This is a genomic window from Bradyrhizobium sp. USDA 372, from assembly GCF_053629095.1.
This window is the reverse complement of sequence record NZ_JBRJHR010000001.1, coordinates 6,238,207-6,261,608: the sequence shown is the minus strand read 5'-3', so window position 1 is coordinate 6,261,608 and position 23,402 is coordinate 6,238,207. Positions and strand designations below refer to the sequence as shown.

The following is a 23,402-nucleotide window of genomic DNA, read 5'->3' as shown; positions in this document are numbered from 1 at the left end:
ACTGCGCTCGTGAGCGGCTAACCCACCCTACGAGAGCTGTGCCAGGCCCAACCGTTGCGCCGGCCGCGACCCTCCTGCATTCTAGCCTCCACCGCCCCGGAGGAGCCCGCCATGCTGACCCTCTACTCCTATCCGCAACTGTTCGGCGTCGTCGACAACAACGGCTACGGCCTCAAGGTCTACGCCTTCCTCAGGCTCGCGGGCGTGCCGTTCGTGCATGAGCACGTCTTCGATGCCTCCGCCGCGCCGCGCGGGCAGCTGCCTTACGTCGTCGACGACGGCGGGATCATCGGCGACAGCGAGACCATCATCGCGCATGCGATCGCGAAATATCGCCTGACGATCGATGCCGGCTTGTCGCCGGAGCAGCGCCGCACCAACCATTTCGTGACGCGCATGCTGGACGATCTCTACTGGGTGATGTCCTATTCGCGCTGGAAGGATGAGCGCTTCTATCCGGCGTTCCGCGACGCCTTCATCGCGCAGCATCCGCAGATCGACGCCGATGGCTTCGAGAAGGCCAAGGCCTACAACGCGCAGCGCTATCACTTCCAGGGCATCGGCCGCTACACGCCCGAGCAGGCCTATGCGCGGGGGCTCGCGGACTTGCAGGTGCTGGCGGAGATCGTGCCGGCGCAAGGCTTCGTGCACGGCGCGGCGCCGACGAGCGTTGATGCCGGCATCTACGGCTTCATCGCCAACATCTATTTCTTTCCGATCCCGACGCCGCTGAAGGCCTTCGTCGATGCGCACGTAAACCTCGTCGCGCATTGCGAGCGGGTGTATGCGATGGTCGAAAAATCGTAGGGTGGGTTAGCTTCGGGCGGCGCGAAGCGCTGTCCGAAGCGTAACCCACCACTGTCGTCTCCGGAGACGCCGAAGAGGTGGGTTACGCCCCGCAGATGCGCTTCGCGCATCCGCAGGGCTAACCCACCCTACGGCACCTCGCTTTACCGCATCGTGATCGCAAGCCCGCTGAGATCTGCATTCGCCATCAGGCCGACCTGCGTGCCGGTCAGCTCCAGCACCGCGCCTTTTTGGTTGGTCAGCACGATGGCGCGGGCGCCGGCGCCGACGGCAAGGCCCGCGCCGGCGGCGCCGTAGACGCCGGCAACGTCCGAGGGCCGGTTGATGTTGCTGACGCGGCCGCGCAGCACTGTCTTGGATCCCCCGAACACCAGGCCATAGTCGATGCCGCCGGTGGAGAGCCCGTAAGAGCGGCCGCGGAAGTTCAGCACGCCGGAGCCGCCGGAGCCGCCGATGATCCAGCCGGCCTTGTAGATCGTCAGCGTCACGAAGCCGCTGTCGGCGCGCGCGGTCGTCGAGAGGCCGGCCAGGGCGACGATGGCGACGCACGCGGCGCGGAAGGTGGATGCGAGCTTCATGGGGGTCTCCGGGGCTTTTTTTAGGGAGGATTCGAATCAGACGGAGCGAATGTACCTGATCGATCGGGGCGGCAACATGATGGGACGGCGTTTTTGCAAGTGCAGCGGCAGCGAGACTCGCGGAAGGTCCTCATGCCCCGTCATTGCGAGCGTAGCGACTTGTCCGCCGAAGCCTTGGCGAAGGCGGAAGCAATCCAGAATCGTTCTGCGGAGGCAGTCTGGATTGCTTCGTCGCAAGAGCTCCTCGCAATGACGGGTCAATGGCCCGTCCTCTCACCACGGGCGGGCCGCTCGGGGAGAGGCGAAGACCACCATCGCCATCATCCCATACTGCCCCTGTTTTGCCCGACGGAGCAAGCGGATACTTCCGCAATCCCGAATTTCGTAAAAACCCAACGTTCTCCGCACCATCCCTACTGTGCATGGGGTTGTTTTCGCATTTTTGTTTTGAGCAGCCCACGTCTTGCCGCTACGCTCATGCGTCCGCCCCCGTCCCGAGGTGATCCCATGTCGATCCAGCATTTCGCGCCCCCGCCGCACGTCAAGGCGCCGCCGCTGTCCTTTGCGACGCGCGTTGGCGATCTCCTGTTCGTCTCCGGCATTCCCGGCTTCGATGTATCAGGCGCGCTGCCCGATGGCTTCGAGGCGCAGTTCGCCAATGTCGTCGTCAACATCAAGCGCGTGCTGGGCGAGGCCGGCGCCGGCATGCACGATCTCGTCAAGGTCAACGTGCTCCTGACCCGCGCCTCGGACGTTGCCGCGATGAACGCGCTCTATGCCGGCGCCTTCGGCCCGCCGCCGTACCCGGCGCGCACCACTTGCGTGGTGCAGGCGCTGCCCGATCCGAAGATGCTGATCGAGATCGAGGCGGTCGCCTCATTGGCCAAGTAGGAGCGGATTGAGCTGCGTGTGGCCCATCGGGCACGCTGCCAAACCAAATGCTCGAGGCACGGCTGACATGTCCGTGAATGGCGGCTCGCCGGCTTGCAAAGGGCCTGCTTTTACCGCACGAATTTTTTCGGTCCCATGTCCCACAAGGAGATACTTCATGCGTCGCCTTCTCGCGCTTTGTGCCGTTGCCGGCATCGCCTCTTCCGTGTTCGCCGTGCCGGCCTCAGCGAAGGTCGGCTATTACGTGATCCGCTGGGACAACACCGGCATCTGCCAGGTCTGGAACGAGGACCTGCAGTACAAGCCGTTCCAGTTCGGGGTCTCGACCTACAAGGTCGTCAGCAAGCCGCTCCCGACCTTCCAGCTGGCCTCGGATCTGCAGATCAAGATGCGCACCGAGCGGAAGTGCACGCTCTGAGCTCTACGGCAAGAGATCGCATTCGAAGGGCGGGTCGCGCGGGCGATCCGCCCTTTTTCTTTGCGCTGGCCTGAAGCGTTTCCCCCGGCCGAAATCGCGCAGGTCCAGCGCACATTGTTTGAACCTCGGCGGCCGGTGGAACTACTCACATCTTGTCCGGGGCGCATGCCAAGCGCGTCCCGCACCACCCCTCCCCGTCATTGTCGGGAGGCGCATCACATCATTCATTTGAGGAGCTGATCATGCGTCGTATTTCCATGCTGTGCGCTGCCGCCGGTCTTGCCGTCACTGCGTTCGTCGCCGCGAGCCCGGCCGAAGCCAGCTATCATCTGATCCGTTGGCAGGACACCGGCTTCTGCCAGATCTGGGACGAGAGCATCCCGACCACGCCGTGGCCGGCCGGCTACCACCGCGCCAGCGCGAGCATGCCGACCTTCCTCGACGCCCTCGCGGCGAAGGACGCCGCGCTCAAGAGCGGTAGCTGCACCTGGTAAAGTTTCGATCGGCGGACGAAGAGCCGGGCAAGGACGCCAACGTCCTTGCCCGGTTGTTTTTGTGCCCGCGTGAACGCGAGCCGTGGCGCCCTTACGCGTCCTTGTGCGCGCCGGGATGGATCAGGATGTCGCGCGCGGCGGCGAGGTCGATGAAGGCTTCGGCGCTGCCGCCCTGGTCGGGATGCAGGCCCTTGGCGGCGCGGCGATAGGCCTGGTTGATGTCCTCGCAGGTGAGCTGCACCGCGAGCGGCAGGCCGAGCACCTTGCGGGCGCGATCCTCGCTGGAGAGCTTCTTCGGCGCGGCGTTGCGGCGGCCGAAGCGCGGTGCGGTCAGATCGTGCACGACCTCGAGCACCACACCGAGACGACGCTGGGCCGCCAGCGTCACGCTGTGATCGTCATTGTCGACGGCCTGGCGCAGCACCGGCAGCGCCTGCTCGGCGGCCTGGCGCAGCGTGACGTCGCCGCTCATCCGCGCGATCTCGGCCACCAGCCGGCCGGCCTCGGCCCAATCCGGCGATTGCGCCGACCGCAGGCGTTCCAGAGCGAGTTTCCAGGAGTCGAGCCGTTCCATCATGCGCGCAACGTTTAGCAATCAAGATCAGTATGCCAAGGCCGCCGTTTCCGACCCCTTAATTTCGAGTTAGCTTTTCGAAACGAAAACGGGAGGAATATGCCATGGCGTTGCTCGCGAACCACATTGCCGTCGTCACCGGCGCCGGTTCCGGAATCGGCCGGGCGATCGCCGCCGGCTATGCGCGGGAGGGCGCGCAAATCGTGCTGCTCGACGTCAACGCCGAGACGGTGGCGGAGGCGGCGCAGGAGATCCGAACATCGGGCGGCAAGGCCGAGAGCTTTGCGCTCGACGTGACCAGGCGCGAGGATTGCTTTGCGCTGGCGAAGCAAGTCGCGGACAGGGTCGGGCAGGTCTCGATCCTCGTCAACAATGCCGGCATCACCCGCCGCAACGCCTTCACCGCGGAGACCGAGACGGTGGCGAAGGACTGGAACGACATCATCTCGCTCAACCTCAACGGCGTCTTCAACATGACGCAGGCATTCCTCGCGCCCTTGCGCGCGAGCAAAGGCCGCATCGTCAATATCGGCTCGATCCAGTCCTTCGTGCATCTGCGCACGCCGAGCTCGGCGGCCTACACCACCTCGAAGCACGGCGTGCTCGGCTTCACCAAGGCGCTCGCGGTCGAGCTCGGCAAGGACGGCGTGCGCGTCAACGCGATCGGGCCCGGCTTCATCGAGACCAACATCAACGTCCATGTGCGTGCGACAAATCCGGCGCTGGTGCAGGCCTTCGTCGATCACACCCCGCTGGCGCGCACCGGCAAGCCCGAGGACATCGTGGGGCCTGCGGTGTTCCTCGCCTCCGATCTGTCGGCCTTTGTCACCGGCAGCATCGTGATGGTGGACGGCGGCTACCGAACGGTGTGAGAGGCTCGTCAATCGCGGCCGCATCTGGGCATTCTCAAGATCAATTCGGCGCGGCCACCCCCGATTAACCCTTCATTAACCAAACCAGACCACCGTAGATTCACGGCTTGGGGGTCGTTGGTTCTCGATCCGCTTCCGACGATGGAAGCGGGCGTTGATCGGGAGGTGTGTTGATGACCACTGTTCATGTCGCCGCGTCCGAGCCGGACGCACAATTCTTTGCCCCGAACCAGATCGTTCCGCTTCTGATCGGCGCCACCGTCGACGAGGTCGAGCGTGAGCTCGTGCTGCAGACGCTGGCGCGCTGCGACGGCAACCGCACGCGGGCCTCGCGCGTGCTCGGCCTTTCGGTGCGCACGCTGCGCAACAAGATCAAGCTCTATGCCGCCTCTGGCATCGACGTGCCTGCCCATCAGGACTAGCGCGCGACTTTAGTCCACCCGCGACGACGCGCTGCGCAGCCGCGCGCGATCGATGACACGGCTGGTTGCTCCGTTGGATTGATGTTGATCAAGCCGGGCACGATGCGCGGGCAGAATTGCTGCTGTCGTCAAACGCCGCTAAGTAGCTTGCTTCGGGTGAAGGGAGCAATGGCGTGGCAGACGACCAGGGACGACGGCCGGGGCCTCAGGGTCCTCGTGGGCGGCAAGGCGAGCCGGGACGACCGGGGCCACAAGGTCATCCGGGCCGGCGCGGCCCCGACGGCGCGCGCGGCAAGCCCGGGCCGCAGGGCAAGCCGGGCCCGGTCGGAAAGGCCGGACCGCAAGGAAAGCAGGGCGAAGCCGGTCCGCGTGGGCCAGCCGGCGCGCTGGGACCTGTCGGACCGCAGGGGCCGGCGGGGCCGCAAGGCCCGCGCGGCGAGCCGGGTCCGCCCGGCCAATTGCCCTCGATCGAGCAGGTGCTGCCGTGGCTCGACCAGCTCTTCGACGCCTGGGACGAGCGCCGCCGCCAACGCGAGCGCGAAGCCGCTGAGCGCGAAGCGCTCGAAGCCGCCGTCCAGGAGACCGACGAGGCAATCGTCGACGACGAGGGCGACGACGGCGACGATCACAAGAAGAAAAAGAAGAAGAAGAAGCAGGGCCAGAAGAGTTAGCCCCAGTCTATTTGGGCTGATCCTCGCGCCGCGGCAGCATGCCCATGCGCTCGAACTGCCAGCGCATGGCGCGATACCAGAGATAGCCGACCGCCGCGCCGCACAGGGCGAGGATGACCACATTCGCGCTGGAGAACGAGCCGCTCCACCACATCATCCACGCGGTCCACAGCAGCGTGAAGACGATGGCACCTGCTTTCAAGGGAAGAAGGGGGCGGCTCATGTCGTGCTCCGGGCGATCAAAACCCCGGCCGCCACCTTCGCAAGCCGAGGCAGCAGATACCGTGAGGCAGATCACGGACCACGCTGCCTGAGCTCACGTACCGAAGCGCAGCCGCGAGCGCTCTTTGGCCTTTTCCGCCTCAACCTCGCGGTCGCGCGCCGGCGCATGGGTATGCAGTGAAGTCAGGAGTTTTCGCGCGGCCTCGGAGACCTCGGCCACCGCACGCTCGAACGCCGCCTCGTTGGCCTGAGACGGCCTGTTGAAACCCGACAGCTTTCGCACGAATTGCAGCGCGCTGGCGTGGATCTCATCCTCGGTCGCCGGGGGCTCGAAGTTGAACAGCGTCTTGATATTGCGGCACATGCACTTTCTCCGGATATTTCCTCGAGGACGGTTGGCGGAGGGGAAATCCTACATCGTTCCCGCATTTGTGCTAGGTTCCGCCGCAAAGCGGCCGCCGGACACGAGCCGCACGGGGAGAGGAACATGAGAGCTTCTTGCGTCGCGCTGTCGACCATCCTGCTATCGATCTCGACGTCAGGATGGGCAGCCGACTATCCGCCCCCGAAGCAGGGCGACTGGATCGCCCGGGATTTCAAGTTCCACACCGGCGAGACCATGCCGGAACTGAAGCTGCACTACACCACGGTCGGCGAACCCTCGGGCCAGCCCGTGCTGGTGCTGCACGGCACAGGCGGGTCGGGCGCGAGCATGTTGACGCCTTCCTTTGCCGGCGAGCTGTTCGGCCCTGGGCAGCCGCTCGACGCCACCAAATATTACATCATCATTCCCGACAATGTCGGCCACGGCAAATCGTCGAAGCCCTCCGACGGCATGAAGACGAGCTTTCCGAAATACAATTACGAGGACATGGTCGAGGCGCAATATCGCCTGGTGACGGAAGGCCTCGGGGTCAAGCATTTGCGGCTCGTGATCGGCAATTCGATGGGCGGCATGCACACCTGGCTGTGGGGCGAGAAATATCCGAAGGCGATGGACGCGCTGATCCCGATGGCCTCGCAGCCGACCGAGATGGCATCGCGCAACTGGATGATGCGGCGGATCATGCTCGACACTATCCGCAACGATCCCGACTACAATGGCGGCAATTACACCGGCCAACCGCGCATGATGAAATATGCCATCACCGCCTACGGCATTGCCAGCATCGGCGGGACGCTCGCCTATCAATCGCAGGCGCCGACCGCGGCGAAGGCCGACAAGATCGTCGATGACCGGCTCGCGACGCCGATCACGGCGGACGCCAACGACTTCGTCTATCAATGGGAGTCCTCGCACGACTACAATGCCGGCGAGAAGCTGGAGGCCATCGAGGCCGCGTTGCTGCTGATCAATTCCGCCGACGACGAGCGCAACCCGCCCGAGACCGGCCTCACGGACGCTGCCATGAAGCGGGTCAAGCACGGCCGCTTCCATTTGATCCCGGCGAGCGCCGAGACGCGCGGCCACGGCACCACCGGCAATGCAAAGTTCTACAGCGAGCAGGTCAGGCAATTGCTACAGACCGCGCCGCAGCGGACGATGTAGGTGCAGCAGCCAGACGATATGTCGAAAGCCCGCTTTCGTAAGACTGCACTCGCGCTTCCCGGTGTCATCGAGGGCGCGCATCACGGCCATGCCGACTTCCGCGTCGGCAAGCGCGTGTTCGCGACGATGGGCTATCCCGATGACACATGGGGTATGGTGAAGCTGACGCCGGACCAGCAGGCCATGCTCATCGATGCGGAGCCGGCGATGTTTCGCCCCGTGCCCGGCGCCTGGGGCAAGAACGGCAGCACGAATGTGAAGCTGGCGAAGGTCGATCAGGTGACGCTGCGAAGCGCGCTCGATATGGCCTGGCGCAATGTCGCGCCAAAATTGCTGCTCGCCTCGATCGAGACGCCATAGCGAAAATCATGCCGCAACGCATCATGCGCCGCGCCTCTCGCGCGCATATTATTTGAGCATGCAATGCGCTGACAGCTCGGGCTTAATCGCATCAACGATACGAATCGGAATGCGGCGGAGGATCGCATGCGAAGGCTCGCACTGTGCGTTTGGCTGATCGCGATGACGGCGCTGACGAGCGCTGCGTTCGCGTTCGACAACGGGCAATACGATCACGTCCCGCCCGACATCCGCGCCTGGTTCAAGAGCGTGATCGCGCCGAACGGCGTGCCCTGCTGCGACATCTCCGACGGCCATCGCACCGACTACGACGTGCGCGCGGGCAGCTATTGGGTGCCGATCGAGGGACAATGGATGGAGGTGCCCGAACGCGCCATCATCCGCGACCAGGGCAATCCGGTCGGCCAGGCCGTGGTGTGGTACGTCCACCACCGCGGCGCCATCATCATCAGCTGCTTCGTGCCGGCGGATGCGGTGTAGCGCGTCTTGATGAATTCCATTGGCTGGAGATGGCCCGATCGGGTAGCTTGGCGCCAAGCTTGAAGCGGAGGCACGCTTGACCGATCTTAGCGCCGAAGACCTCGCCACCATCTATGCCAAGCCGAGCCCGCGCGTGATCGCGAAGGCACGGCCTGCGATCGACGCGCATGCGAAGAAATTCATCGAGATGTCGCCGTTCTGCGTGCTCGCGACATCGGGAGCGGACGGCAGCGTCGACGCTTCGCCGCGCGGCGGCGGCATCGGCTTCGTCCGCGTCGCCGGCCCCAACCAGCTGCTGATGCCCGACCGCTCCGGCAACAACCGCATCGACAGTTTCCGCAACGTGGTCGAAGGCTCAGGCTTCGTGCATTTGCTGTTCTTCGTGCCGGGCATCGACGAGACGCTGCGCGTCGGCGGACGCGGCACGCTGTCGGCCGACCCGGATCTGCTCGCCGCGATGGAGGAATTCGGCAAGCTGCCGCGCGCGGTGCTGAATATCGCGGTCAGCGAGGTCTATTTCCATTGCGGCAAGGCGCTGATGCGCTCGAAGCTGTGGTCGTCGGAGAAGGTGCCGCGCTCGGTGATGCCGAGCATCGTCACGGTCGTTCACGAGCAGACCGGCCTCGGCGAGCCCGCGAGCCAGGAGGCCGTGGAAGAGCTCTACAAGACGCAGCTGTAGGCCGCACGACATCACAGCGTCGTCCCAGCCTCGCGCCACACTCCTCCCTGGGGTTATGGGTCCCCGCTTTCGCGGGGACCACATGGGAGTGTGTCGCGACGGCGTCTGTCGCGGCATTAGCGCTTAATGCCCGTCGCCTTCCAGCCCGCCGACATGCTTCTGGGTGTAGAGTTCGAGGCCGATGCGGCCGATCAAATCGAGCTGGGTTTCGAGGAAGTCGATGTGATGCTCCTCGTCGCTCATCAGCTTCTCGAACAGGTCGCGTGTGACATAGTCCTTGACGCTGTGGCAGTAGGTCGCCGCTTCCTGATAGAGCGCCCGCGCGCTCATCTCGGCGGCGAGATCGCACTCGATGATCTCCTTGACGTTCTGGCCGATGCGCAGGGGGTCGAGCACCTGCATGTTCGGAAAGCCGTCGAAGAACAGGATACGCTCGGTGAGCTTGTCGGCGTGCTCCATCTCCTCGATGGACTCCTTGCGCCAGACCTTGGCCATGTCCAGCAGGCCCCAATTGTCGAGGAAGCGGTAATGCAGCCAGTACTGATTGATCGCAGTCAGCTCATGACGCAGCGCCTTGTTGAGATATTCGATGACCTTTGCGTCGCCCTGCATGGTTCACTCCAGCTCTTGCAATCCAAATCGGCCCTAACCGAGTTTAGAACGCTTCTAAATCACTTTGCGAACGAGGGCAACCGGCTGCGGGAACGCAGCCGAGGAAAAGCTCAGCCGGGGGTGCGGAAGTTTTCAGCAGGCCGCGAGCGCGAACTCGGCGGGCTCGGCGGTCTCGTCGTTGGCGGCCACAGTGTGGCTATGCGGACAGCCGGCGCAGCAGGACTGCGCGCAGGGCCCAAGCGCTTCGTCGATGATGGTCTTGATCGTCCGCGCGCAGCGGCCGCATTCGGCGCTACAGCCGAGACACCCATAGACCTGTTTGGCATGGCGCAGGGCATCGTCGGACTCGGCGACGGCGGCGCGGATATCGTCATCGCTCAGCACGTTACAGGAACAAACGATCATGGAAGCGGCAGGCCCTTCGGTGATGCGCCATCATCGATATTTAACAGGCCGGCCGGATGCAAAAGGAAAAACCGGTATTTGAAGCTATTCCAAACTGGCCTGATCAAAGCCTAGAACGGCTCTAAAATAAGCTGTTGCGCTGGATCAAGATTGGGCCGGACTAGTCGCCGCCACCGCCTCCTCCACCGTCGCCACCGCCTCCGCAGTCGCCGCCGCTGCTGCTGCCGCTATCGCTGCTCGAACAGCTGCCGCCGTCGCTCGAGCTCCCCGAACTGCCGCCGGAGAACCAGCTTCCCAGCGAGAAGCCGTCACTCGTCCCGGAATAGCTGCTGTCCCTGCCGCCACTCCCGCGGTCGCTGCCTGCGGTGGCGCGGGAGCGCCGTGCGCGGTTCTGGAGATGTGCGATCCAGCCGTAGCCGATCGCGAAAACGATCCCGGCCGCAATCAAGGCATTGACCATCGCGTTGCCCATCATCGTCTCCCAGTGGGGCCCATATTAGTTGGTCGTCTCCGGCAAAGGTGCCGTTCATTGATCATTTCAGCGAAATATGGAACCTTGCGGCCCAAAGGTTCCCGTGTGTTGGTCTGAAAGGTCAAGCAATGAAGAAGTCGCTCCTGGCGGTCGCTGCCGTCGCCACCCTGGCCCTGACGGCCGGATCCCCTGCCCATGCCCAGCGCGGCGTCGCCGCAGGCGTGGCAGCCGGGATCATCGGCGGCGCCATTGTCGGCGGTGCATTGGCTTCTCCGTATTATTACGGACCCGGCTATGGCTACTATCAGCCGGGCTACTACCCGCCGCGCTACTACGCCCCTGGTCCAGGCTATGTGGCCGACGACTATTACGGCGGCTGCGTCTGGCAGAAGCAGCGCTTCTGGGATGGCTATGCCTGGCGGGTCCGTCGCGTCCGAGTCTGCGGCTGAGGCACGCCAAGCCGGTTGACTACGGAGTTGCCGTTCATCTCGGGGCCTGAAAAAGACCGCTTTTTCTCGTCACAGGTCCGTGTGCGTTTACTGTGGATTGACCATTTGCGCGCTTCCTAGCTGCAAGGCCAATTCCATCAGAGTGTGCGTGAACCTTTGAAACCCGGGCGCCTCTAACAGGAGGAACCCATCTCCCAGGAGAGCCAAGAGCATGAACAAGACTTTAGTTGCCGCCCTCACGGTCGCGACGGTCGCCGGTTCGCTGGTGACCGCCGCTCCGTCCGCCAAAGCCGGTGACAACGTCGGCGCCGGCATCGCGGCCGGCCTGATCGGCGGCGCCATTGTCGGCGGCGCGATCGCGTCGAGCCGTCCCGCCTATGGCGGCCCCGTTTACATCGCCGAGCCCCCGCCGCCCGCGCCCTGCTACTGGCGCCGCGAGCGCTATTGGGACGGCTACGGCTGGGTCAGCCGCCCGGTTCGCGTCTGCTACTGATCTGATCGCAACGCGCTCATGAGCGCGGCGATCGAAGCCCGGCCGAGCACCTCGGCCGGGCTTTTTCTTTGGTGAGACACTAAAGCGCGATGAGATTTTGGACGAATCGTCATCGCGCTTTAGGTCTTTGTTTGAGCATGATCTTTTCGGAAAAAACGCTTCACACTTTTCCGGATCATGCTCTACCGCGCCGCCTGGATCGAACGCAGCACCTCTTCACTCGGCCAGCAATCGACTTTGAGTCCCGCCGACTTCTGATAGGCGCCGAGCGCGGCGCGCGTCTGCATGCCGGCCTTGCCGTCGATCTTGTCCTTGTAGAGCCCGATGCGCGTCAGCCCGCGCTGCATGGTCTCGACGTCCTTGGTGCGCAACTGCTTCGAAGCCGACCAGGGCGTTGCGAAGGGCAGCGGGCTCGTCATGCGGTCGCTGAGATGGCCGACGAACAGCACGTAAAGATCGGAGAAATTGTATTCCTTGATGACGAAGTAGTTCTTCGTGGTCAGGAACGACGGCCCGTAGATGCCTTCGGGCTGGAGCAGCGAGGCCGGCTGCGCCTGCTCGGCCGCGCTGAGCTTTTGGCCGCGCACCGGGACAAAACCCTCGCGCAGCCATTGGGCGATCGGCTTGGTTACCTCCGGCACGCCCGTCGTGCAATCGACCTTGGCCGGGGCCTGCACCTCGTAGGCCCAACGCAGGCCGCTCTGCCAGCCCTTGTTGACGAGCTGCTGCGCGGCCGAGGCCAGCGCATCCGGCACGGAGTGCCAGATGTCGATGCGGCCATCGCCGTCGAAATCGACGCCATGCTTGTAATATTCGGACGGCAGGAATTGCGTGAGCCCGGTAGCACCCGCCCAGGACGAGCGCATGTCCTTGCGCGTCACCACGCCTTCGCCGAGGATCTTCAGCGCGAGGATGAACTCGTTGCGATACTGATCCTTGCGCCGGCCGACATAGGCCTGCGTCGCCAGCACGCGAACCAGATCATAGGGCAGCGTGTAGCGGCCGTAATCGGTCTCGCGGCCCCAGATCGCAAGCATCATTGTTGCCGGCACGCCGGAGCTCTTCTCGATCTCGGTCAGCGCCGCGCGATATTTCTGCAGCAGCCGTTGGCCCTCGCCGGCCAGCCGCGCAATCGAAGCTTCCTTGACGTAGTCCGCCGGCACCTGCACGAACTCGGCCTGCGACGGCGCGCCGGTCGCCGGCCGTCCCGGCAAGAGCAGATCGGGCAGCTTGTAATCGGGCTCCAGCCCGCGCGTCTGCGCGTCGAACGTTGCGCGCGAGACGCCGGCCTGCTGGGCTTCCGGCCACAGCGAGGCGATGAACTGCGTGAAGGCGGCGTCAGCGGCGCGGGCGGACGACCAGCCGCAGGTGATGACGATCACCGCAGCGATGAGCGCCCGCCGCATCATGCCGCCATCACCGCGTCAGCTTCTTGTACTTCACGCGGTGCGGGATGATGCTGTCCTGGCCGAGCCGGCGCATCTTGTCCTTCTCGTAATCCTGGAAATTACCTTCGAACCATTCGACATGGCTCTCGCCCTCGAAGGCGAGGATGTGCGTCGCGATGCGGTCGAGGAACCAGCGATCGTGGCTGATGATGACGGCGCAACCGGCAAAGTCCTCCAGCGCCTCTTCGAGCGCGCGCAGCGTGTCGACGTCGAGGTCGTTGGTCGGCTCGTCGAGCAGCAGGACGTTGGCGCCGGACTTCAGCATTTTTGCCAGATGCACGCGGTTGCGTTCACCGCCCGAGAGCGCGCCGACCTTCTTCTGCTGGTCCGCGCCCTTGAAGTTGAACGACGAGCAATAGCCGCGCGAATTGACTTCCTTTTTGCCGAGCAGGATCAATTCGTTGCCGCCGGAGATCTCCTCCCACACGGTCTTCTTGCCGTCGAGCGCGTCGCGCGACTGGTCGACGTAGCCGAGATGCACGGTCTCGCCGACCGTGATCGAGCCCTTGTCCGGCTGTTCCTGCTTGGTGATCATCTTGAACAGCGTGGTCTTGCCGGCGCCGTTGGCACCGATCACGCCGACGATGCCGCCGGGCGGCAGCTTGAAGGTGAGATCGTCGATCAACAGGCGATCGCCATAGCCTTTGCTGAGACCTTCGAAGTCGACCACGTTGGCGCCGAGCCGCTCAGCGACAGGGATGATGATCTGCGCGGTCTGAGTCTGTTTCTCGCTGGCCTGCTTGAGCAGTTCCTCATAACGCTGGTAGCGCGCCTTGGATTTGGCCTGGCGTGCCTTGGGCGAAGACGCCACCCATTCCTGCTCGCGCGCGAGCGTCTTCTGGTGCGCGGCGTCCTCGCGTCCCTCCTGCTCCAGACGCTTCTGCTTCTGCACCAGCCAGGACGAGTAATTGCCTTCGTACGGGATGCCGCGGCCGCGATCGAGCTCGAGGATCCAGCCGGTGACGTTGTCGAGGAAGTAGCGGTCGTGGGTGACGATCAGGATCGCGCCGGGATAGTTGCGCAGGTGCCCTTCCAGCCACGACACGGATTCCGCGTCGAGATGGTTGGTCGGCTCGTCCAGCAGCAAGAGCTCGGGCTGGTCGAGCAGCAGGCGGCACAGCGCGACGCGGCGACGCTCACCGCCTGAGAGCTTGGTCACGTCGGCGTCGTCGGGCGGACAGCGCAGCGCGTCCATGGCCTGGTCGACCTTGCTGTCGAGATCCCACAGGCCCTGAGCCTCGATCTCGTCCTGCAGCTTGGTCATCTCATCGGCGGTCTCGTCCGAATAGTTGACCGCGAGCTCGTTGTAGCGGTCGAGGATCGCCTTCTGCTTGGCGACGCCTTGCATCACGTTCTCGCGCACGGTCAGCTTGGGATCGAGCTGCGGCTCCTGCTCCAGATAGCCGACGCGGGCACCCTCGGCGACCCAGGCCTCGCCGGTATATTCCTTGTCGAGACCGGCCATGATCTTGAGCAGCGTCGACTTACCCGAGCCGTTGACGCCGAGCACGCCGATCTTGGCGTCCGGGTAGAAGCTCAGATGGATGTTATCGAGCACCTTCCGGGTCGGGTAGCTCTTGGTCAGGCCCTGCATGAAATAGATGAACTGGCGCGCCATCGGTCCCGTGAAACCTTCGATTTGAGGAAATTTGCTTCGCCAGCGATGTAACGATCCCGCCCTCAAAGGGCAACGTTTTCCCTCCGTTCACCACGGATGAATACGGGACGGACACCATCCGGACGCACATCCGGACAATTGAAACCATTTTTTAATAAAGCAGGCCAAAGCTCGGTTTCGCGCGGAAACAGCGCCACCCGCTCAGAACGAATGGGGAGCACAGCGAGGCCGCATCATGGCTCTGATCGAGACCAATTCTCTTCCCGTTCCGGCAGGAGCCGGGCGCACTTTCGGGTTCGCCTCGGAGATCAAGGCCTTCTGGAAGCGCTTCTTCGCCACCGCCTTCAATCCCTACCGGCCCGAACTGCATTACATGCGCGGCCCCGGCCCCGCCTGGCGCGCCAAGCACGGCATGGATGCGCCGTTCCGCTTGAAGCCCCGCGACGTCTGAGAGACGACCTCCTATCGGACTTTTGAAGCCGCAGGCTGCTTGCGCGCTGGCGCGATTGCGCGCAACCATGGCCAGGTTCCGACGACGGCGCCCGCCCGGCGCCATCACCTCTCGCCATGGATGATCGCTGATGAGCCGGCTGCGCTGCGCAATCCTCGACGACTATTTCAACCTCGCCCTCGACGTCGCCGACTGGCCGAAACTGTCAGACCACGTCGACGTCACCGTGTTCAGCCATCCCTTCGCCTCCGAGCAGGCCGCAGCCAGTGCGCTCACCGACTTCGAGATCATCTGCGCGATGCGCGAGCGCACGGCATTTCCCCAGAGCCTGTTCGATCGCCTGCCGAAGCTGAAGCTGCTGCTGACGTCGGGCATGCGCAACGCTGCGATCGACATCGAGGCCGCGAAAGCGCGCGGCATCGCCATCGGGGGCACGCAATATTCCCGTGATCCGACCGCGCCGCTCGCCATGGGCCTGATCCTGGAATTGACCCGCGGCATCGGCCGTGAGAACGCGCGGATGCATGCGGGCGAATCCTGGCAGACATTTGCCGGCGTCGAGATCGACGGCATGACGCTCGGCATCGTCGGGCTCGGCAAGCTCGGCAGCAAGATGGCGGGCATTGCGAAAGCGTTCGGCATGAACGCGATCGCCTGGAGCCCGAACCTCACGCCGGAGAAGTGCGCGGCTGTTGGTGTCGGCTACGCCACCAAGGAGGAGCTGTTCACCAAGGCCGACATCGTCACCATCCACGTGGTCTTGAGCGAGCGCTCGCGCGGGCTTGTGAGCCGCGCGGATCTTGCGCGGATGAAGCCGACGGCCTTCCTGGTCAACACCGCGCGCGGGCCGATCGTGGATGAGCAGGCGCTGCTGGAAGCCTTGCAGGAGCGCAAGATCGCGGGTGCAGGCCTGGACGTGTTCTCGGTCGAGCCGCTGCCGGTCGACCATCCCTTCCGCAAGCTCGACAATGTCGTGCTGACGCCGCATCTGGGCTACGCCACCACGGATGGTCTGCGCATCCATTATGGCCAGATGGTCGAGGCGATCGACGCCTTCACCAAGGGCGGCGAGCTGCCGCGCAGGCTGGCCTGAAATCAAAAGGGCGTGCCGACGGCACGCCCTTCGCAATCTCATTGAAATTGAGGCGCTCAGCGCACGGTGACCGGCGCGGGCAGCGGCGGCACGACGGTGGGCTGCGTCCCCGGCACCGGGCCCGCCTGGGCGGACATCGGAGCCGGCCCGGCCGCGCTCTGCGTCGGCGCGGCGGAGGCCGTCGCCGTTCCCGGCGGCGGGCCGCCCGGCATCACGACAACGCGGGTGCCGACCTTGACGCGATCGAACAGGTCGGAGACGTCCTCGTTCAGCATGCCGATGCAGCCCGACGAGACGAACTTGCCGATGGTCGAGGGCTGGTTGGTGCCGTGAATGCGGTACACGGTCGAGCCGAGATACATCGCGCGGGCGCCGAGCGGATTGCCGGGGCCGCCGGCCATGAAGCGCGGCAGATAGGGCTGACGCTCGATCATCTCGGTCGGCGGATGCCAATCCGGCCACTCGGCCTTGCGGGTGATCTTCTGCACGCCGGTCCAGGTGAAGCCGTCGCGGCCGACACGGACGCCGTAGCGGATCGCACGGCCGCCTCCGAGCACGTAATAGAGGTAGGTGTTGGGCGTATCGACCACGAGCGTGCCGGCCGGCTCCTTGGTCTGGAACGCGACCTCCTGACGGCGCAGGTTCGGCGGCAGCTGCACCGGCGCGGCATCGGGCTGCTCCTCGGGCGGCAGCGCGGCCAAGGTCACCGGGCGGCCATCCGTGCCCACGGGCGGCTGCCCGGCCTGGACCGTGCCGGTCGCGGCGGGACCGCCGACAGCCTCGGGCGGACGCAGACCATCATTGGCGGGCGCCTGCTGAGGCGGACGGTCGGCGTAGATCACCGCCGGCGGACCGGCGGGCCGGCCGTAGCGGGGATCGTCGGGCGACATCACGGGGCCCTGCGGCGCTGCCGAATAGACCGGCGGGGCGCCAGCCGGGCGACCGTAACGCGGATCATCAGGCGACATCACCGGGCCTTGCGGCGGGGCGGCCGAATAGACCGGAGGCGCGCCCATCGGACGGCCGTAGCGCGGATCGTCGGCCGGACCGGGCGGCGGCAGCGAGGCATGCGGCATCGCGTCGTCGTCTTCATCGAGCGCGTCGAAATTCGGTACGCGGTCACCGGGCCGATATTCGGCCGGGGCGCCATAGCTCGGGACCTGCTGGACCGGATAGCTCTGAGCCTGAGCGAGCGAGGTTCCCGCCGCAGCGACTGTTGCGGCAGCGCATATCGTCAGAAAATGTTTGATCATCATCGCTCTTGTATAGTCCCCAAGCCCGATCGGACCGTTAACGGCCAGATGACGGAAGATAGCGGCACATTCAAGACATATCAGGCTTATTTGCGCCGGACTTGACGTTTTGTGATCCGCAAGACTACCGTTGCCCCGTTGCATCACGGGGCTGAAATCGTATCGCGCCATCATTTGCCGCGATGTTGGGCGGCGATTTTAACGGAACGATCCGGAAGCGTTGCGATATGGTCGAATCAGCCTGATTCGCCACTTTTTTGAGCTTCGATCCCGCGTGGCGAACGCGGCAAGCAGTACCGTCACCGCGTTCAGATGGCTCTTGGGCCCCGGCCACTCCGCCGCCGGGGCGGAAATTCGCAACCGCTCGATGCTTCCCGGCTTTCGCTTCCTGTTTGCCGCGATCCTGCTGTCAACCTCCATCCTGGTGTTCGGCCTAGGGGCCGCCGCGCTTCTGCGGGCGACCCATCAGCAATATGCCAGCAACCCCGGGTGGCGGAACGGCCCGCAGGAGCAGGTGTTTGCGCAAGCGCCCGAGCCGGCCCAGCCGCTGCTCGCGGTGCTGCGGGCCGAGCCGGAGTTACCCGCCGAGACCACGCCATCGCTCCGCGACCAGGTGCCGACCATCGCTCTGCCCCTGAGCGAGCCCGACCAGGTTGCGGTACTCACGACCGAGACCGACGTTCAGCCTGAGGGCGCCACGCCCCAGGCCGAAGCGCCGGCCATCGAGCCAGCCAGGCCCGAGCCGACCGTGGCGGCCGCGCCGGCTTCCACGGATACGCTGACCCCCGCCGACACCACGGCCGCGATCCCCGAGGCCCAGCCTGCCGCAACCGCCAGCGAGCCGGCGCCGGCTGACCCTGCCCTCGCAGCCGCGGCGATCGATGTCGCCTCGGCAAGGCTCGCTGCGCTGAACGCTGCCCCGGCCGCGACGGACGCGCCGGCGAAGGCCAAGGCCGAGAGCAGCAAGCCGGACAGCAAGGCCACCAAGCGCAAGGCCAAGGTCAAGAAGCGCCAGCGCGTGGTGCGGCGCCCGCCACCTCAGCAGCTGCAGCAGCAACTCGATCCGTTCGGTCAGCAGCAGCCGGCTTTCGCGACAACAACGACCGCACGTACGCGCTGACTCGTCACTCCGACAATCTCACGCCGGGCCGGTCGCGATGGCCGGGCCGCCGGCCTGGCCCCATTCCGACCACGAGCCGTCATAGAGCGCGGTGTCGGTGATGCCGAGGCGGTAGAGCGCGAGGGTCAGCACGCCGGCGGAGACGCCGGAGCCGCAGCTCGTCACGATCGGCGCATCCAGCTTGACGCCGGCATTGGTGAAGGCGGCGCGGAGATCCTCGAGCGGCTTCATCTCGCCGGTCGCGGCATCGAATAACAGGTTGTAGGGCACGTTGCGGGCGCCGGGAATGTGGCCGGAGCGGATGCCCGGCCGCGGCTCGGGCGCGCGGCCTTCGAACCGATCGGCAGCGCGCGCGTCGATCACCTGCTCCTTGCGGCTTTCGAGGTTGGCGATCAGCTGCTGCATGCTGCGCACGCGGTTTGCATCATAGCGCGCCTTGAAGGTCGCCGGCTTCGGCTCGACCTCGCCGCTCTCGGTCGCGCGTCCCTCGGTGCGCCACTTCTTCAAACCGCCATTGAGGATGCGCACGTTGCTGTGGCCGTAGGACAGGAACATCCACCAGGCACGCGGCGCTGCGACCCAGCCGCCGGCATCGTAGAGCACGACGGTGTCGCTGTTTCCGATGCCGAGATTGCCGACGTCGCGGCCGAACTGCTCGGCGCTCGGAAACATGTGCGGCAACGGGTTGGAATGATCCGACACGGCATCGACATCGAAGAACACGGCGCCCGGCAGATGCGCGGCGAGATAATCGTCCTTCGGCAGCGGCAGCACGCCTGGCAGCTTGAAGCTGGCGTCGAGGATCTTGACGTTGGCATCGCCGATATGGGTGGCGAGCCATTCGGTGGAGACGAGGGGGTCGGTGGCGGTCATTGGCTTTTCCTTGCTGTCATTCCGGGGCACGCGTAGCGCGAGCCCGGAATCCATCGCGCGGCAGAGTCGGTGGATGAATGGATTCCGGGCTCGCGCTTCGCGCGCCCCGGAATGACGTTACCCCTTCTTCTTCGGCTCCCACTGCTCCGTCGGCCCGCCGGCATCGCGCCAGGCGGCGTAGCCGCCGGCGATGTGGGCGACGGGCTTCAAGCCCATGTCCTGCGCGGTCTTGGCCGCGAGCGCGGAGCGCAGGCCGCCGGCGCAGTGGAAGACGAACTTCTTGTCCTCCTGGAAGATCGGCTTGGCGTAGGGGCTCTGCGGGTCGATCCAGAATTCGAGCATGCCGCGGGTGCAGGCGAACGCGCCCGGGATGCGGCCGTCGCGCTCGATCTCGCGGGGATCGCGGATGTCGACGATGACGACGTCGCCGTTCTTGGAGATCTCGATCGCGTCCTTGGCGGTGAGCGTCTCGATCTCGGCATTGGCCTCGTCGATCAGCGCCTTGATGCCGCGGGTGATGGTCTGGGGCATATGGTTCTCCCTCTTGTTGTCATTCCGGGGCGCGCGTAGCGCGAGCCCGGAATCCATCGATCTACGCGTGCTGCGGCCCGATGGATTCCGGGCTCGCGACTTCGTCGCGCCCCGGAATGACAACAGCTAGTGCGTCAATTCCTTCATCGCACTCTCCAGCCCCTCGATCGTGATCGGATACATCCGATTGGCGAAGATGCGTTTGATGATGGTGGTGGATTCCGAATAGTCCCAGTGCTTCTGCTGCACCGGGTTCAGCCACACCGTGTGCGGATAGGTGCGGATGATGCGGTCGAGCCAGACCGAGCCGGGCTCCTCGTTGACGTGCTCGACGGAGCCGCCGGGCACCATGATCTCGTAAGGCGACATCGAGGCGTCACCGACGAACACGACCTTGTAGTCGTGCGGGTATTTGTGCAGCACGTCCCAGGTCGGCGTGCGATCGGTGAAGCGGCGCTTGTTCTGCTTCCACACGCCCTCGTAGAGGCAGTTGTGGAAGTAGAAATACTCCATGTGCTTGAACTCGCTCTTCGCCGCCGAGAAAAGCTCCTCGACCTGCTCGATATGCGCGTCCATGGAGCCGCCGATGTCGAAGAACACCAGCAGCTTCACCGCATTGCGCCGCTCGGGCCGCATGTGCACGTCGAGATAGCCGTGATTGGCGGTCTCGCGGATGGTGGTGTCGAGATCGAGCTCGTCGGGCGCGCCGGTGCGGGCGAACTTGCGCAGGCGGCGTAGCGCCACCTTGATGTTGCGGATGCCAAGCTCGACGTTGCCATCGAGATCCTTGAACTCGCGCTTGTCCCACACCTTCACGGCGCGGTTGTTGCGGTTCTTCTCCTGGCCGATACGCACGCCTTCGGGATTGTAGCCGTGGGCGCCGAACGGCGAGGTACCGGCGGTGCCGATCCACTTCGAGCCGCCCTGGTGGCGGCCCTTCTGCTCCTCGAGGCGCTTCTTCAGGGTCTCCATGAGCTTGTCCCAGCCCATGGCCTCGATCTGCTTCTTCTCTTCCTCTGTGAGGTATTTCTCGGCGAGCTTCTTCAGCCACTCCTCGGGAATCTCCGCCTTGTCCATGGCGTCGAGCAGGCTTTCCAGCCCCTTGAAGACAGTGCCGAAGACGCGGTCGAACTTGTCGAGATTGCGCTCGTCCTTCACCAGCGAGGCGCGCGACAGGTAGTAGAAGTTCTCGACCGTGTAGTCGGCAAGGTCGGCGTCGAGCGCCTCCATCAGCGTGAGGTATTCGCGCAGCGTCACGGGGACCTGCGCATCGCGCAGAGAGGTGAAGAATTGCAGGAACATGGGTGACAGATTGCCCGTCGGGTGGCCGACGTCAAGGGGCGGCACTTCACCTCTCCCATCGGGAGAGGTCGGCACGCAGTGCCGGGTGAGGGGCTTCGCTTCCTCGTGGGACCGGCGCCCCCTCACCCGATTTGCACCGGACGATGCTCCGCATCGCCGGGAGCAAATCGACCTCTCCCCGCTGGGGAGAGGTGAAGCAAGATCACGACCGCGGTGATTCAACGTGGACCGGCAGGCTTTTTGCTCTAGAATTGCCGGCCTCAAGGGGTTGTTTGGGGGACGTTTGCAATGGGAATTGTCGCGGCGCTCATCATCGGCGCCATCGCCGGCTGGCTGGCCGGCAAGATTGTCCACGGGGCGGGATTTGGCCTCGTCGGCAACATCGTCGTCGGCATCATCGGCGCGCTGGTGGCGAGCTGGGTGCTGCCACAGCTGCACATCCAGCTGGCAACGGGCACGATCGGCGCCATCGTCGACGCCACGATCGGCGCAGTGATTGTGCTCATCATCCTTTCGCTGATAAGACGGGTCTGAAAGCCTGACCGAACCAGGAACGGCCGCCCTGCGCGGCCGTTCCCATGTCGCGACCGGGGCGATGCAATTGGCAATTCCCGGGACGACGACCAACAAGGACGCGCGATGAAATTTACCGGCACCAAGGACTATGTTGCGACCGATGACCTCAAGGTCGCCGTCAACGCTTCGATCGTGCTGGAGCGCCCGCTCCTGGTGAAGGGCGAGCCCGGCACCGGCAAGACCGTGCTGGCGGAGGAAGTGGCGAAGGCGCTGAACGCGCCGCTTCTCACCTGGCACATCAAGTCCACCACCAAGGCGCAGCAGGGCCTCTACGAATACGACGCGGTGTCGCGCCTGCGCGACAGCCAGCTCGGCGATGAGCGCGTGTCCGACATCCGCAACTACATCAAGCGCGGCAAGCTGTGGGACGCCTTCACCAGCGAGCAGCGCCCGGTGCTCCTGATCGACGAGATCGACAAGGCCGACATCGAATTCCCCAACGATCTGCTGCTCGAGCTCGACCGCATGGAATTCCATGTCTACGAGACCGGCGAGACGATCAAGGCCAAGCAGCGCCCGATCATGATGATCACGTCCAACAACGAGAAGGAGCTGCCGGATGCGTTCCTGCGCCGCTGCTTCTTCCACTACATCAAGTTCCCCGACGCCGACACGATGGGCCGCATCGTCGACGTCCACTTCCCCGGCATCAAGAAGCGCCTGGTCGAGGAAGCGTTGCGCATCTTCTTCGAGGTGCGCGAGGTGCCTGGCCTGAAGAAGAAGCCGTCGACCTCGGAGCTGCTCGACTGGCTCAAGCTGCTGCTCAACGAGGACATGAGCGCCGAGCAGCTGCGCGAGCGCGACCCGCGAAAACTGATCCCGCCGCTGCACGGCGCGCTGCTGAAGAACGAGCAGGACGTGCATCTGTTCGAGCGGCTGGCGTTCTTGAGCCGACGGGAAGTGTAAGGCACGCCGTAACGCGTCGCATGGTGCCGTAGGGTGGGCAAAGGCGCAAAGCGCCGTGCCCACCAGTCCTCCGCGATGGACGAAGATCGTGGGCACGCTTCGCTTTGCCCACCCTACGATATCTGCGCTGCGTCCGGGGCACGAGTGCGGGCAAGGGGCAACGGCGTCATTCTCCAAATGCCACTGTCATTCCCCGCGAAGGCGGGGAATCCAGTACGCCGCGGCTTCTCGGTTCTAGCGCACCTTCTCGGAGTACTGGATCGCCCGCCTTCGCGGGCGATGACAGCGCGTGCGTAGCCACAGACACACCTTCGCAGCCTCGCGGCTCATCTCGCCCGAGCTTTGCTTCATTGCATCGCCCCGAAAGAAAGAGGGCGCAGGGAAGACCGGGTGCCGACGGGCACCCGCGGTCCGCTGCGCGAAAGGCACACGCAGAGAAACCGCACAGCAGCATACAGGTGTCGCCGATCACTCGGCCTTCCCTGCGCGATGGTCGGACGGCTTATGCCGCGCTCTCCTGGGAGCCGAATTCCTTCTGGCCTCCCTCGCCCCGCGAATTGACGATGCCGTCTGCCCGGTTGGGCTCGCGCGCACCTTCGCGGAAGGCTTGACCGTAGCAACGACGGCCAGGACCACACGGTTTTGCCGTACGCAGCTCATCCAGCTTCGCCAAGAGGCTTCGCCGGACTTCGGCGCCGTTCGTCTGCACGTGGCCGCGGACTCACAGGGACTACCCGCCCTGCCCGCACCTTCGTGTCGACGCTGCCGCGTCCATCGCAACCC

At 64.9% G+C, this 23,402-nt stretch carries 31 protein-coding genes; 18 read left to right on the top strand and 13 right to left on the bottom strand.

Annotated features, from left to right (window positions below; translation table 11 throughout):
• Nucleotides 1-111 precede the first annotated feature (111 nt).
• Nucleotides 112-807: a glutathione S-transferase family protein gene (locus AB7M16_RS29245; protein WP_453945906.1), complete on the top strand. Its 696-nt coding sequence runs from the start codon at nucleotides 112-114 to the stop codon at nucleotides 805-807.
• A gap of 143 nt (nucleotides 808-950) precedes the next feature.
• Here AB7M16_RS29245 and AB7M16_RS29240 read toward each other — a convergent pair whose 3' ends face one another.
• Nucleotides 951-1,385 carry a hypothetical protein gene (locus AB7M16_RS29240; RefSeq protein ID WP_172786762.1) on the bottom strand — a complete coding sequence of 145 codons (435 nt, stop codon included), beginning with the start codon at nucleotides 1,383-1,385 and terminating at the stop codon, nucleotides 951-953.
• Between the two features lie 507 nt (nucleotides 1,386-1,892).
• Here AB7M16_RS29240 and AB7M16_RS29235 point away from each other — a divergent pair.
• The 3 genes from AB7M16_RS29235 to AB7M16_RS29225 all read left to right on the top strand — a co-directional run bounded on the left by AB7M16_RS29235 (nucleotide 1,893) and on the right by AB7M16_RS29225 (nucleotide 3,188).
• On the top strand, nucleotides 1,893-2,276 hold the full coding sequence (locus AB7M16_RS29235; RefSeq protein ID WP_453945904.1) for a RidA family protein: 384 nt from the start codon (nucleotides 1,893-1,895) through the stop codon (nucleotides 2,274-2,276).
• A gap of 157 nt (nucleotides 2,277-2,433) precedes the next feature.
• Nucleotides 2,434-2,694: a hypothetical protein gene (locus AB7M16_RS29230; protein ID WP_260382562.1), complete on the top strand. Its 261-nt coding sequence runs from the start codon at nucleotides 2,434-2,436 to the stop codon at nucleotides 2,692-2,694.
• Between the two features lie 242 nt (nucleotides 2,695-2,936).
• Nucleotides 2,937-3,188: a hypothetical protein gene (locus tag AB7M16_RS29225; RefSeq protein WP_453945902.1), complete on the top strand. Its 252-nt coding sequence runs from the start codon at nucleotides 2,937-2,939 to the stop codon at nucleotides 3,186-3,188.
• A gap of 91 nt (nucleotides 3,189-3,279) precedes the next feature.
• Here AB7M16_RS29225 and AB7M16_RS29220 read toward each other — a convergent pair whose 3' ends face one another.
• Nucleotides 3,280-3,765: a J domain-containing protein gene (locus AB7M16_RS29220; RefSeq protein WP_172786766.1), complete on the bottom strand. Its 486-nt coding sequence runs from the start codon at nucleotides 3,763-3,765 to the stop codon at nucleotides 3,280-3,282.
• Nucleotides 3,766-3,866: 101 nt separating this feature from the next.
• Here AB7M16_RS29220 and AB7M16_RS29215 point away from each other — a divergent pair, with 101 nt between their 5' ends.
• The 3 genes from AB7M16_RS29215 to AB7M16_RS29205 all read left to right on the top strand — a co-directional run bounded on the left by AB7M16_RS29215 (nucleotide 3,867) and on the right by AB7M16_RS29205 (nucleotide 5,727).
• Nucleotides 3,867-4,634: an SDR family NAD(P)-dependent oxidoreductase gene (locus AB7M16_RS29215; RefSeq protein ID WP_453945900.1), complete on the top strand. Its 768-nt coding sequence runs from the start codon at nucleotides 3,867-3,869 to the stop codon at nucleotides 4,632-4,634.
• 173 nt (nucleotides 4,635-4,807) lie between these two features.
• A complete protein-coding gene (locus AB7M16_RS29210) occupies nucleotides 4,808-5,056 on the top strand; it encodes a helix-turn-helix domain-containing protein (protein WP_172786768.1) in 249 nt (82 codons plus the stop codon).
• Nucleotides 5,057-5,229: 173 nt separating this feature from the next.
• A complete protein-coding gene (locus AB7M16_RS29205; protein ID WP_212254557.1) occupies nucleotides 5,230-5,727 on the top strand; it encodes a collagen-like protein in 498 nt (165 codons plus the stop codon).
• Nucleotides 5,728-5,734: 7 nt separating this feature from the next.
• Here the strand turns inward: AB7M16_RS29205 and AB7M16_RS29200 are convergent, their stop codons facing one another.
• Both AB7M16_RS29200 and AB7M16_RS29195 read right to left on the bottom strand, forming a co-directional pair.
• On the bottom strand, nucleotides 5,735-5,950 hold the full coding sequence (locus AB7M16_RS29200; RefSeq protein ID WP_172786770.1) for a hypothetical protein: 216 nt from the start codon (nucleotides 5,948-5,950) through the stop codon (nucleotides 5,735-5,737).
• Nucleotides 5,951-6,043: 93 nt separating this feature from the next.
• Nucleotides 6,044-6,313 carry a DUF2277 domain-containing protein gene (locus AB7M16_RS29195; RefSeq protein ID WP_172786771.1) on the bottom strand — a complete coding sequence of 90 codons (270 nt, stop codon included), beginning with the start codon at nucleotides 6,311-6,313 and terminating at the stop codon, nucleotides 6,044-6,046.
• Nucleotides 6,314-6,436: 123 nt separating this feature from the next.
• Between AB7M16_RS29195 and AB7M16_RS29190 the strand changes: the two genes are divergently transcribed.
• The 4 genes from AB7M16_RS29190 to AB7M16_RS29175 all read left to right on the top strand — a co-directional run bounded on the left by AB7M16_RS29190 (nucleotide 6,437) and on the right by AB7M16_RS29175 (nucleotide 9,017).
• The gene (locus tag AB7M16_RS29190; protein WP_453945897.1) at nucleotides 6,437-7,498 is read left to right on the top strand and encodes an alpha/beta fold hydrolase; all 1,062 of its coding nucleotides are present in this window, start codon (nucleotides 6,437-6,439) and stop codon (nucleotides 7,496-7,498) included.
• An 18-nt stretch (nucleotides 7,499-7,516) separates the two neighbouring features.
• Nucleotides 7,517-7,858, top strand: a complete 342-nt coding sequence (locus AB7M16_RS29185; protein ID WP_453945895.1) for an MmcQ/YjbR family DNA-binding protein — start codon at nucleotides 7,517-7,519, stop codon at nucleotides 7,856-7,858.
• 126 nt (nucleotides 7,859-7,984) lie between these two features.
• Nucleotides 7,985-8,338, top strand: coding sequence for a hypothetical protein (locus AB7M16_RS29180; RefSeq protein ID WP_172786774.1), 354 nt, complete (start codon nucleotides 7,985-7,987; stop codon nucleotides 8,336-8,338).
• A 76-nt stretch (nucleotides 8,339-8,414) separates the two neighbouring features.
• Nucleotides 8,415-9,017, top strand: a complete 603-nt coding sequence (locus tag AB7M16_RS29175; protein WP_453945893.1) for an MSMEG_1061 family FMN-dependent PPOX-type flavoprotein — start codon at nucleotides 8,415-8,417, stop codon at nucleotides 9,015-9,017.
• Nucleotides 9,018-9,140: 123 nt separating this feature from the next.
• Here AB7M16_RS29175 and bfr read toward each other — a convergent pair whose 3' ends face one another.
• The 3 genes from bfr to AB7M16_RS29160 all read right to left on the bottom strand — a co-directional run bounded on the left by bfr (nucleotide 9,141) and on the right by AB7M16_RS29160 (nucleotide 10,506).
• On the bottom strand, nucleotides 9,141-9,629 hold the full coding sequence (gene bfr / locus AB7M16_RS29170; protein ID WP_172786776.1) for a bacterioferritin: 489 nt from the start codon (nucleotides 9,627-9,629) through the stop codon (nucleotides 9,141-9,143).
• A gap of 132 nt (nucleotides 9,630-9,761) precedes the next feature.
• Nucleotides 9,762-10,034: a (2Fe-2S)-binding protein gene (locus tag AB7M16_RS29165; protein WP_453945890.1), complete on the bottom strand. Its 273-nt coding sequence runs from the start codon at nucleotides 10,032-10,034 to the stop codon at nucleotides 9,762-9,764.
• Between the two features lie 160 nt (nucleotides 10,035-10,194).
• A complete protein-coding gene (locus tag AB7M16_RS29160) occupies nucleotides 10,195-10,506 on the bottom strand; it encodes a hypothetical protein (RefSeq protein WP_453945889.1) in 312 nt (103 codons plus the stop codon).
• A gap of 128 nt (nucleotides 10,507-10,634) precedes the next feature.
• Here AB7M16_RS29160 and AB7M16_RS29155 point away from each other — a divergent pair, with 128 nt between their 5' ends.
• On the top strand, nucleotides 10,635-10,955 hold the full coding sequence (locus AB7M16_RS29155) for a hypothetical protein (RefSeq protein ID WP_271499837.1): 321 nt from the start codon (nucleotides 10,635-10,637) through the stop codon (nucleotides 10,953-10,955).
• A 211-nt stretch (nucleotides 10,956-11,166) separates the two neighbouring features.
• Complete coding sequence (locus AB7M16_RS29150) at nucleotides 11,167-11,448, top strand: hypothetical protein (protein WP_025034459.1); 282 nt, start codon at nucleotides 11,167-11,169, stop codon at nucleotides 11,446-11,448.
• 182 nt (nucleotides 11,449-11,630) lie between these two features.
• On the opposite strand, the gene AB7M16_RS29145 is transcribed toward AB7M16_RS29150, so the two are convergent.
• A complete protein-coding gene (locus AB7M16_RS29145) occupies nucleotides 11,631-12,857 on the bottom strand; it encodes a lytic murein transglycosylase (RefSeq protein WP_439364066.1) in 1,227 nt (408 codons plus the stop codon).
• Nucleotides 12,858-12,864: 7 nt separating this feature from the next.
• Complete coding sequence (ettA, locus tag AB7M16_RS29140; protein ID WP_172786782.1) at nucleotides 12,865-14,514, bottom strand: energy-dependent translational throttle protein EttA; 1,650 nt, start codon at nucleotides 14,512-14,514, stop codon at nucleotides 12,865-12,867.
• A gap of 235 nt (nucleotides 14,515-14,749) precedes the next feature.
• On the opposite strand from ettA, the gene AB7M16_RS29135 reads away from it, so the two are divergent.
• Nucleotides 14,750-14,965 (top strand): hypothetical protein, encoded by a 216-nt coding sequence (locus tag AB7M16_RS29135; RefSeq protein ID WP_172786783.1) that lies wholly within the window; start codon nucleotides 14,750-14,752, stop codon nucleotides 14,963-14,965.
• A gap of 130 nt (nucleotides 14,966-15,095) precedes the next feature.
• Nucleotides 15,096-16,058: a D-2-hydroxyacid dehydrogenase family protein gene (locus AB7M16_RS29130; protein ID WP_453945885.1), complete on the top strand. Its 963-nt coding sequence runs from the start codon at nucleotides 15,096-15,098 to the stop codon at nucleotides 16,056-16,058.
• Nucleotides 16,059-16,114: 56 nt separating this feature from the next.
• Here AB7M16_RS29130 and AB7M16_RS29125 read toward each other — a convergent pair whose 3' ends face one another.
• Nucleotides 16,115-17,311, bottom strand: coding sequence for a L,D-transpeptidase family protein (locus tag AB7M16_RS29125; protein WP_212254549.1), 1,197 nt, complete (start codon nucleotides 17,309-17,311; stop codon nucleotides 16,115-16,117).
• A 367-nt stretch (nucleotides 17,312-17,678) separates the two neighbouring features.
• Here AB7M16_RS29125 and AB7M16_RS29120 point away from each other — a divergent pair, with 367 nt between their 5' ends.
• On the top strand, nucleotides 17,679-18,431 hold the full coding sequence (locus AB7M16_RS29120) for a hypothetical protein (protein WP_453945883.1): 753 nt from the start codon (nucleotides 17,679-17,681) through the stop codon (nucleotides 18,429-18,431).
• Nucleotides 18,432-18,449: 18 nt separating this feature from the next.
• Here AB7M16_RS29120 and sseA read toward each other — a convergent pair whose 3' ends face one another.
• The 3 genes from sseA to AB7M16_RS29105 form a co-directional block, all read right to left on the bottom strand.
• On the bottom strand, nucleotides 18,450-19,304 hold the full coding sequence (sseA, locus tag AB7M16_RS29115; RefSeq protein WP_453945881.1) for a 3-mercaptopyruvate sulfurtransferase: 855 nt from the start codon (nucleotides 19,302-19,304) through the stop codon (nucleotides 18,450-18,452).
• 117 nt (nucleotides 19,305-19,421) lie between these two features.
• Complete coding sequence (locus AB7M16_RS29110) at nucleotides 19,422-19,835, bottom strand: rhodanese-like domain-containing protein (protein WP_018641027.1); 414 nt, start codon at nucleotides 19,833-19,835, stop codon at nucleotides 19,422-19,424.
• A gap of 126 nt (nucleotides 19,836-19,961) precedes the next feature.
• Nucleotides 19,962-21,137 (bottom strand): vWA domain-containing protein, encoded by a 1,176-nt coding sequence (locus tag AB7M16_RS29105; protein WP_260383638.1) that lies wholly within the window; start codon nucleotides 21,135-21,137, stop codon nucleotides 19,962-19,964.
• Nucleotides 21,138-21,425: 288 nt separating this feature from the next.
• On the opposite strand from AB7M16_RS29105, the gene AB7M16_RS29100 reads away from it, so the two are divergent.
• Nucleotides 21,426-21,671, top strand: coding sequence for a GlsB/YeaQ/YmgE family stress response membrane protein (locus AB7M16_RS29100; RefSeq protein ID WP_453945879.1), 246 nt, complete (start codon nucleotides 21,426-21,428; stop codon nucleotides 21,669-21,671).
• 105 nt (nucleotides 21,672-21,776) lie between these two features.
• A complete protein-coding gene (locus AB7M16_RS29095; RefSeq protein ID WP_172786789.1) occupies nucleotides 21,777-22,619 on the top strand; it encodes an AAA family ATPase in 843 nt (280 codons plus the stop codon).
• Nucleotides 22,620-23,402: the final 783 nt, after the last annotated feature.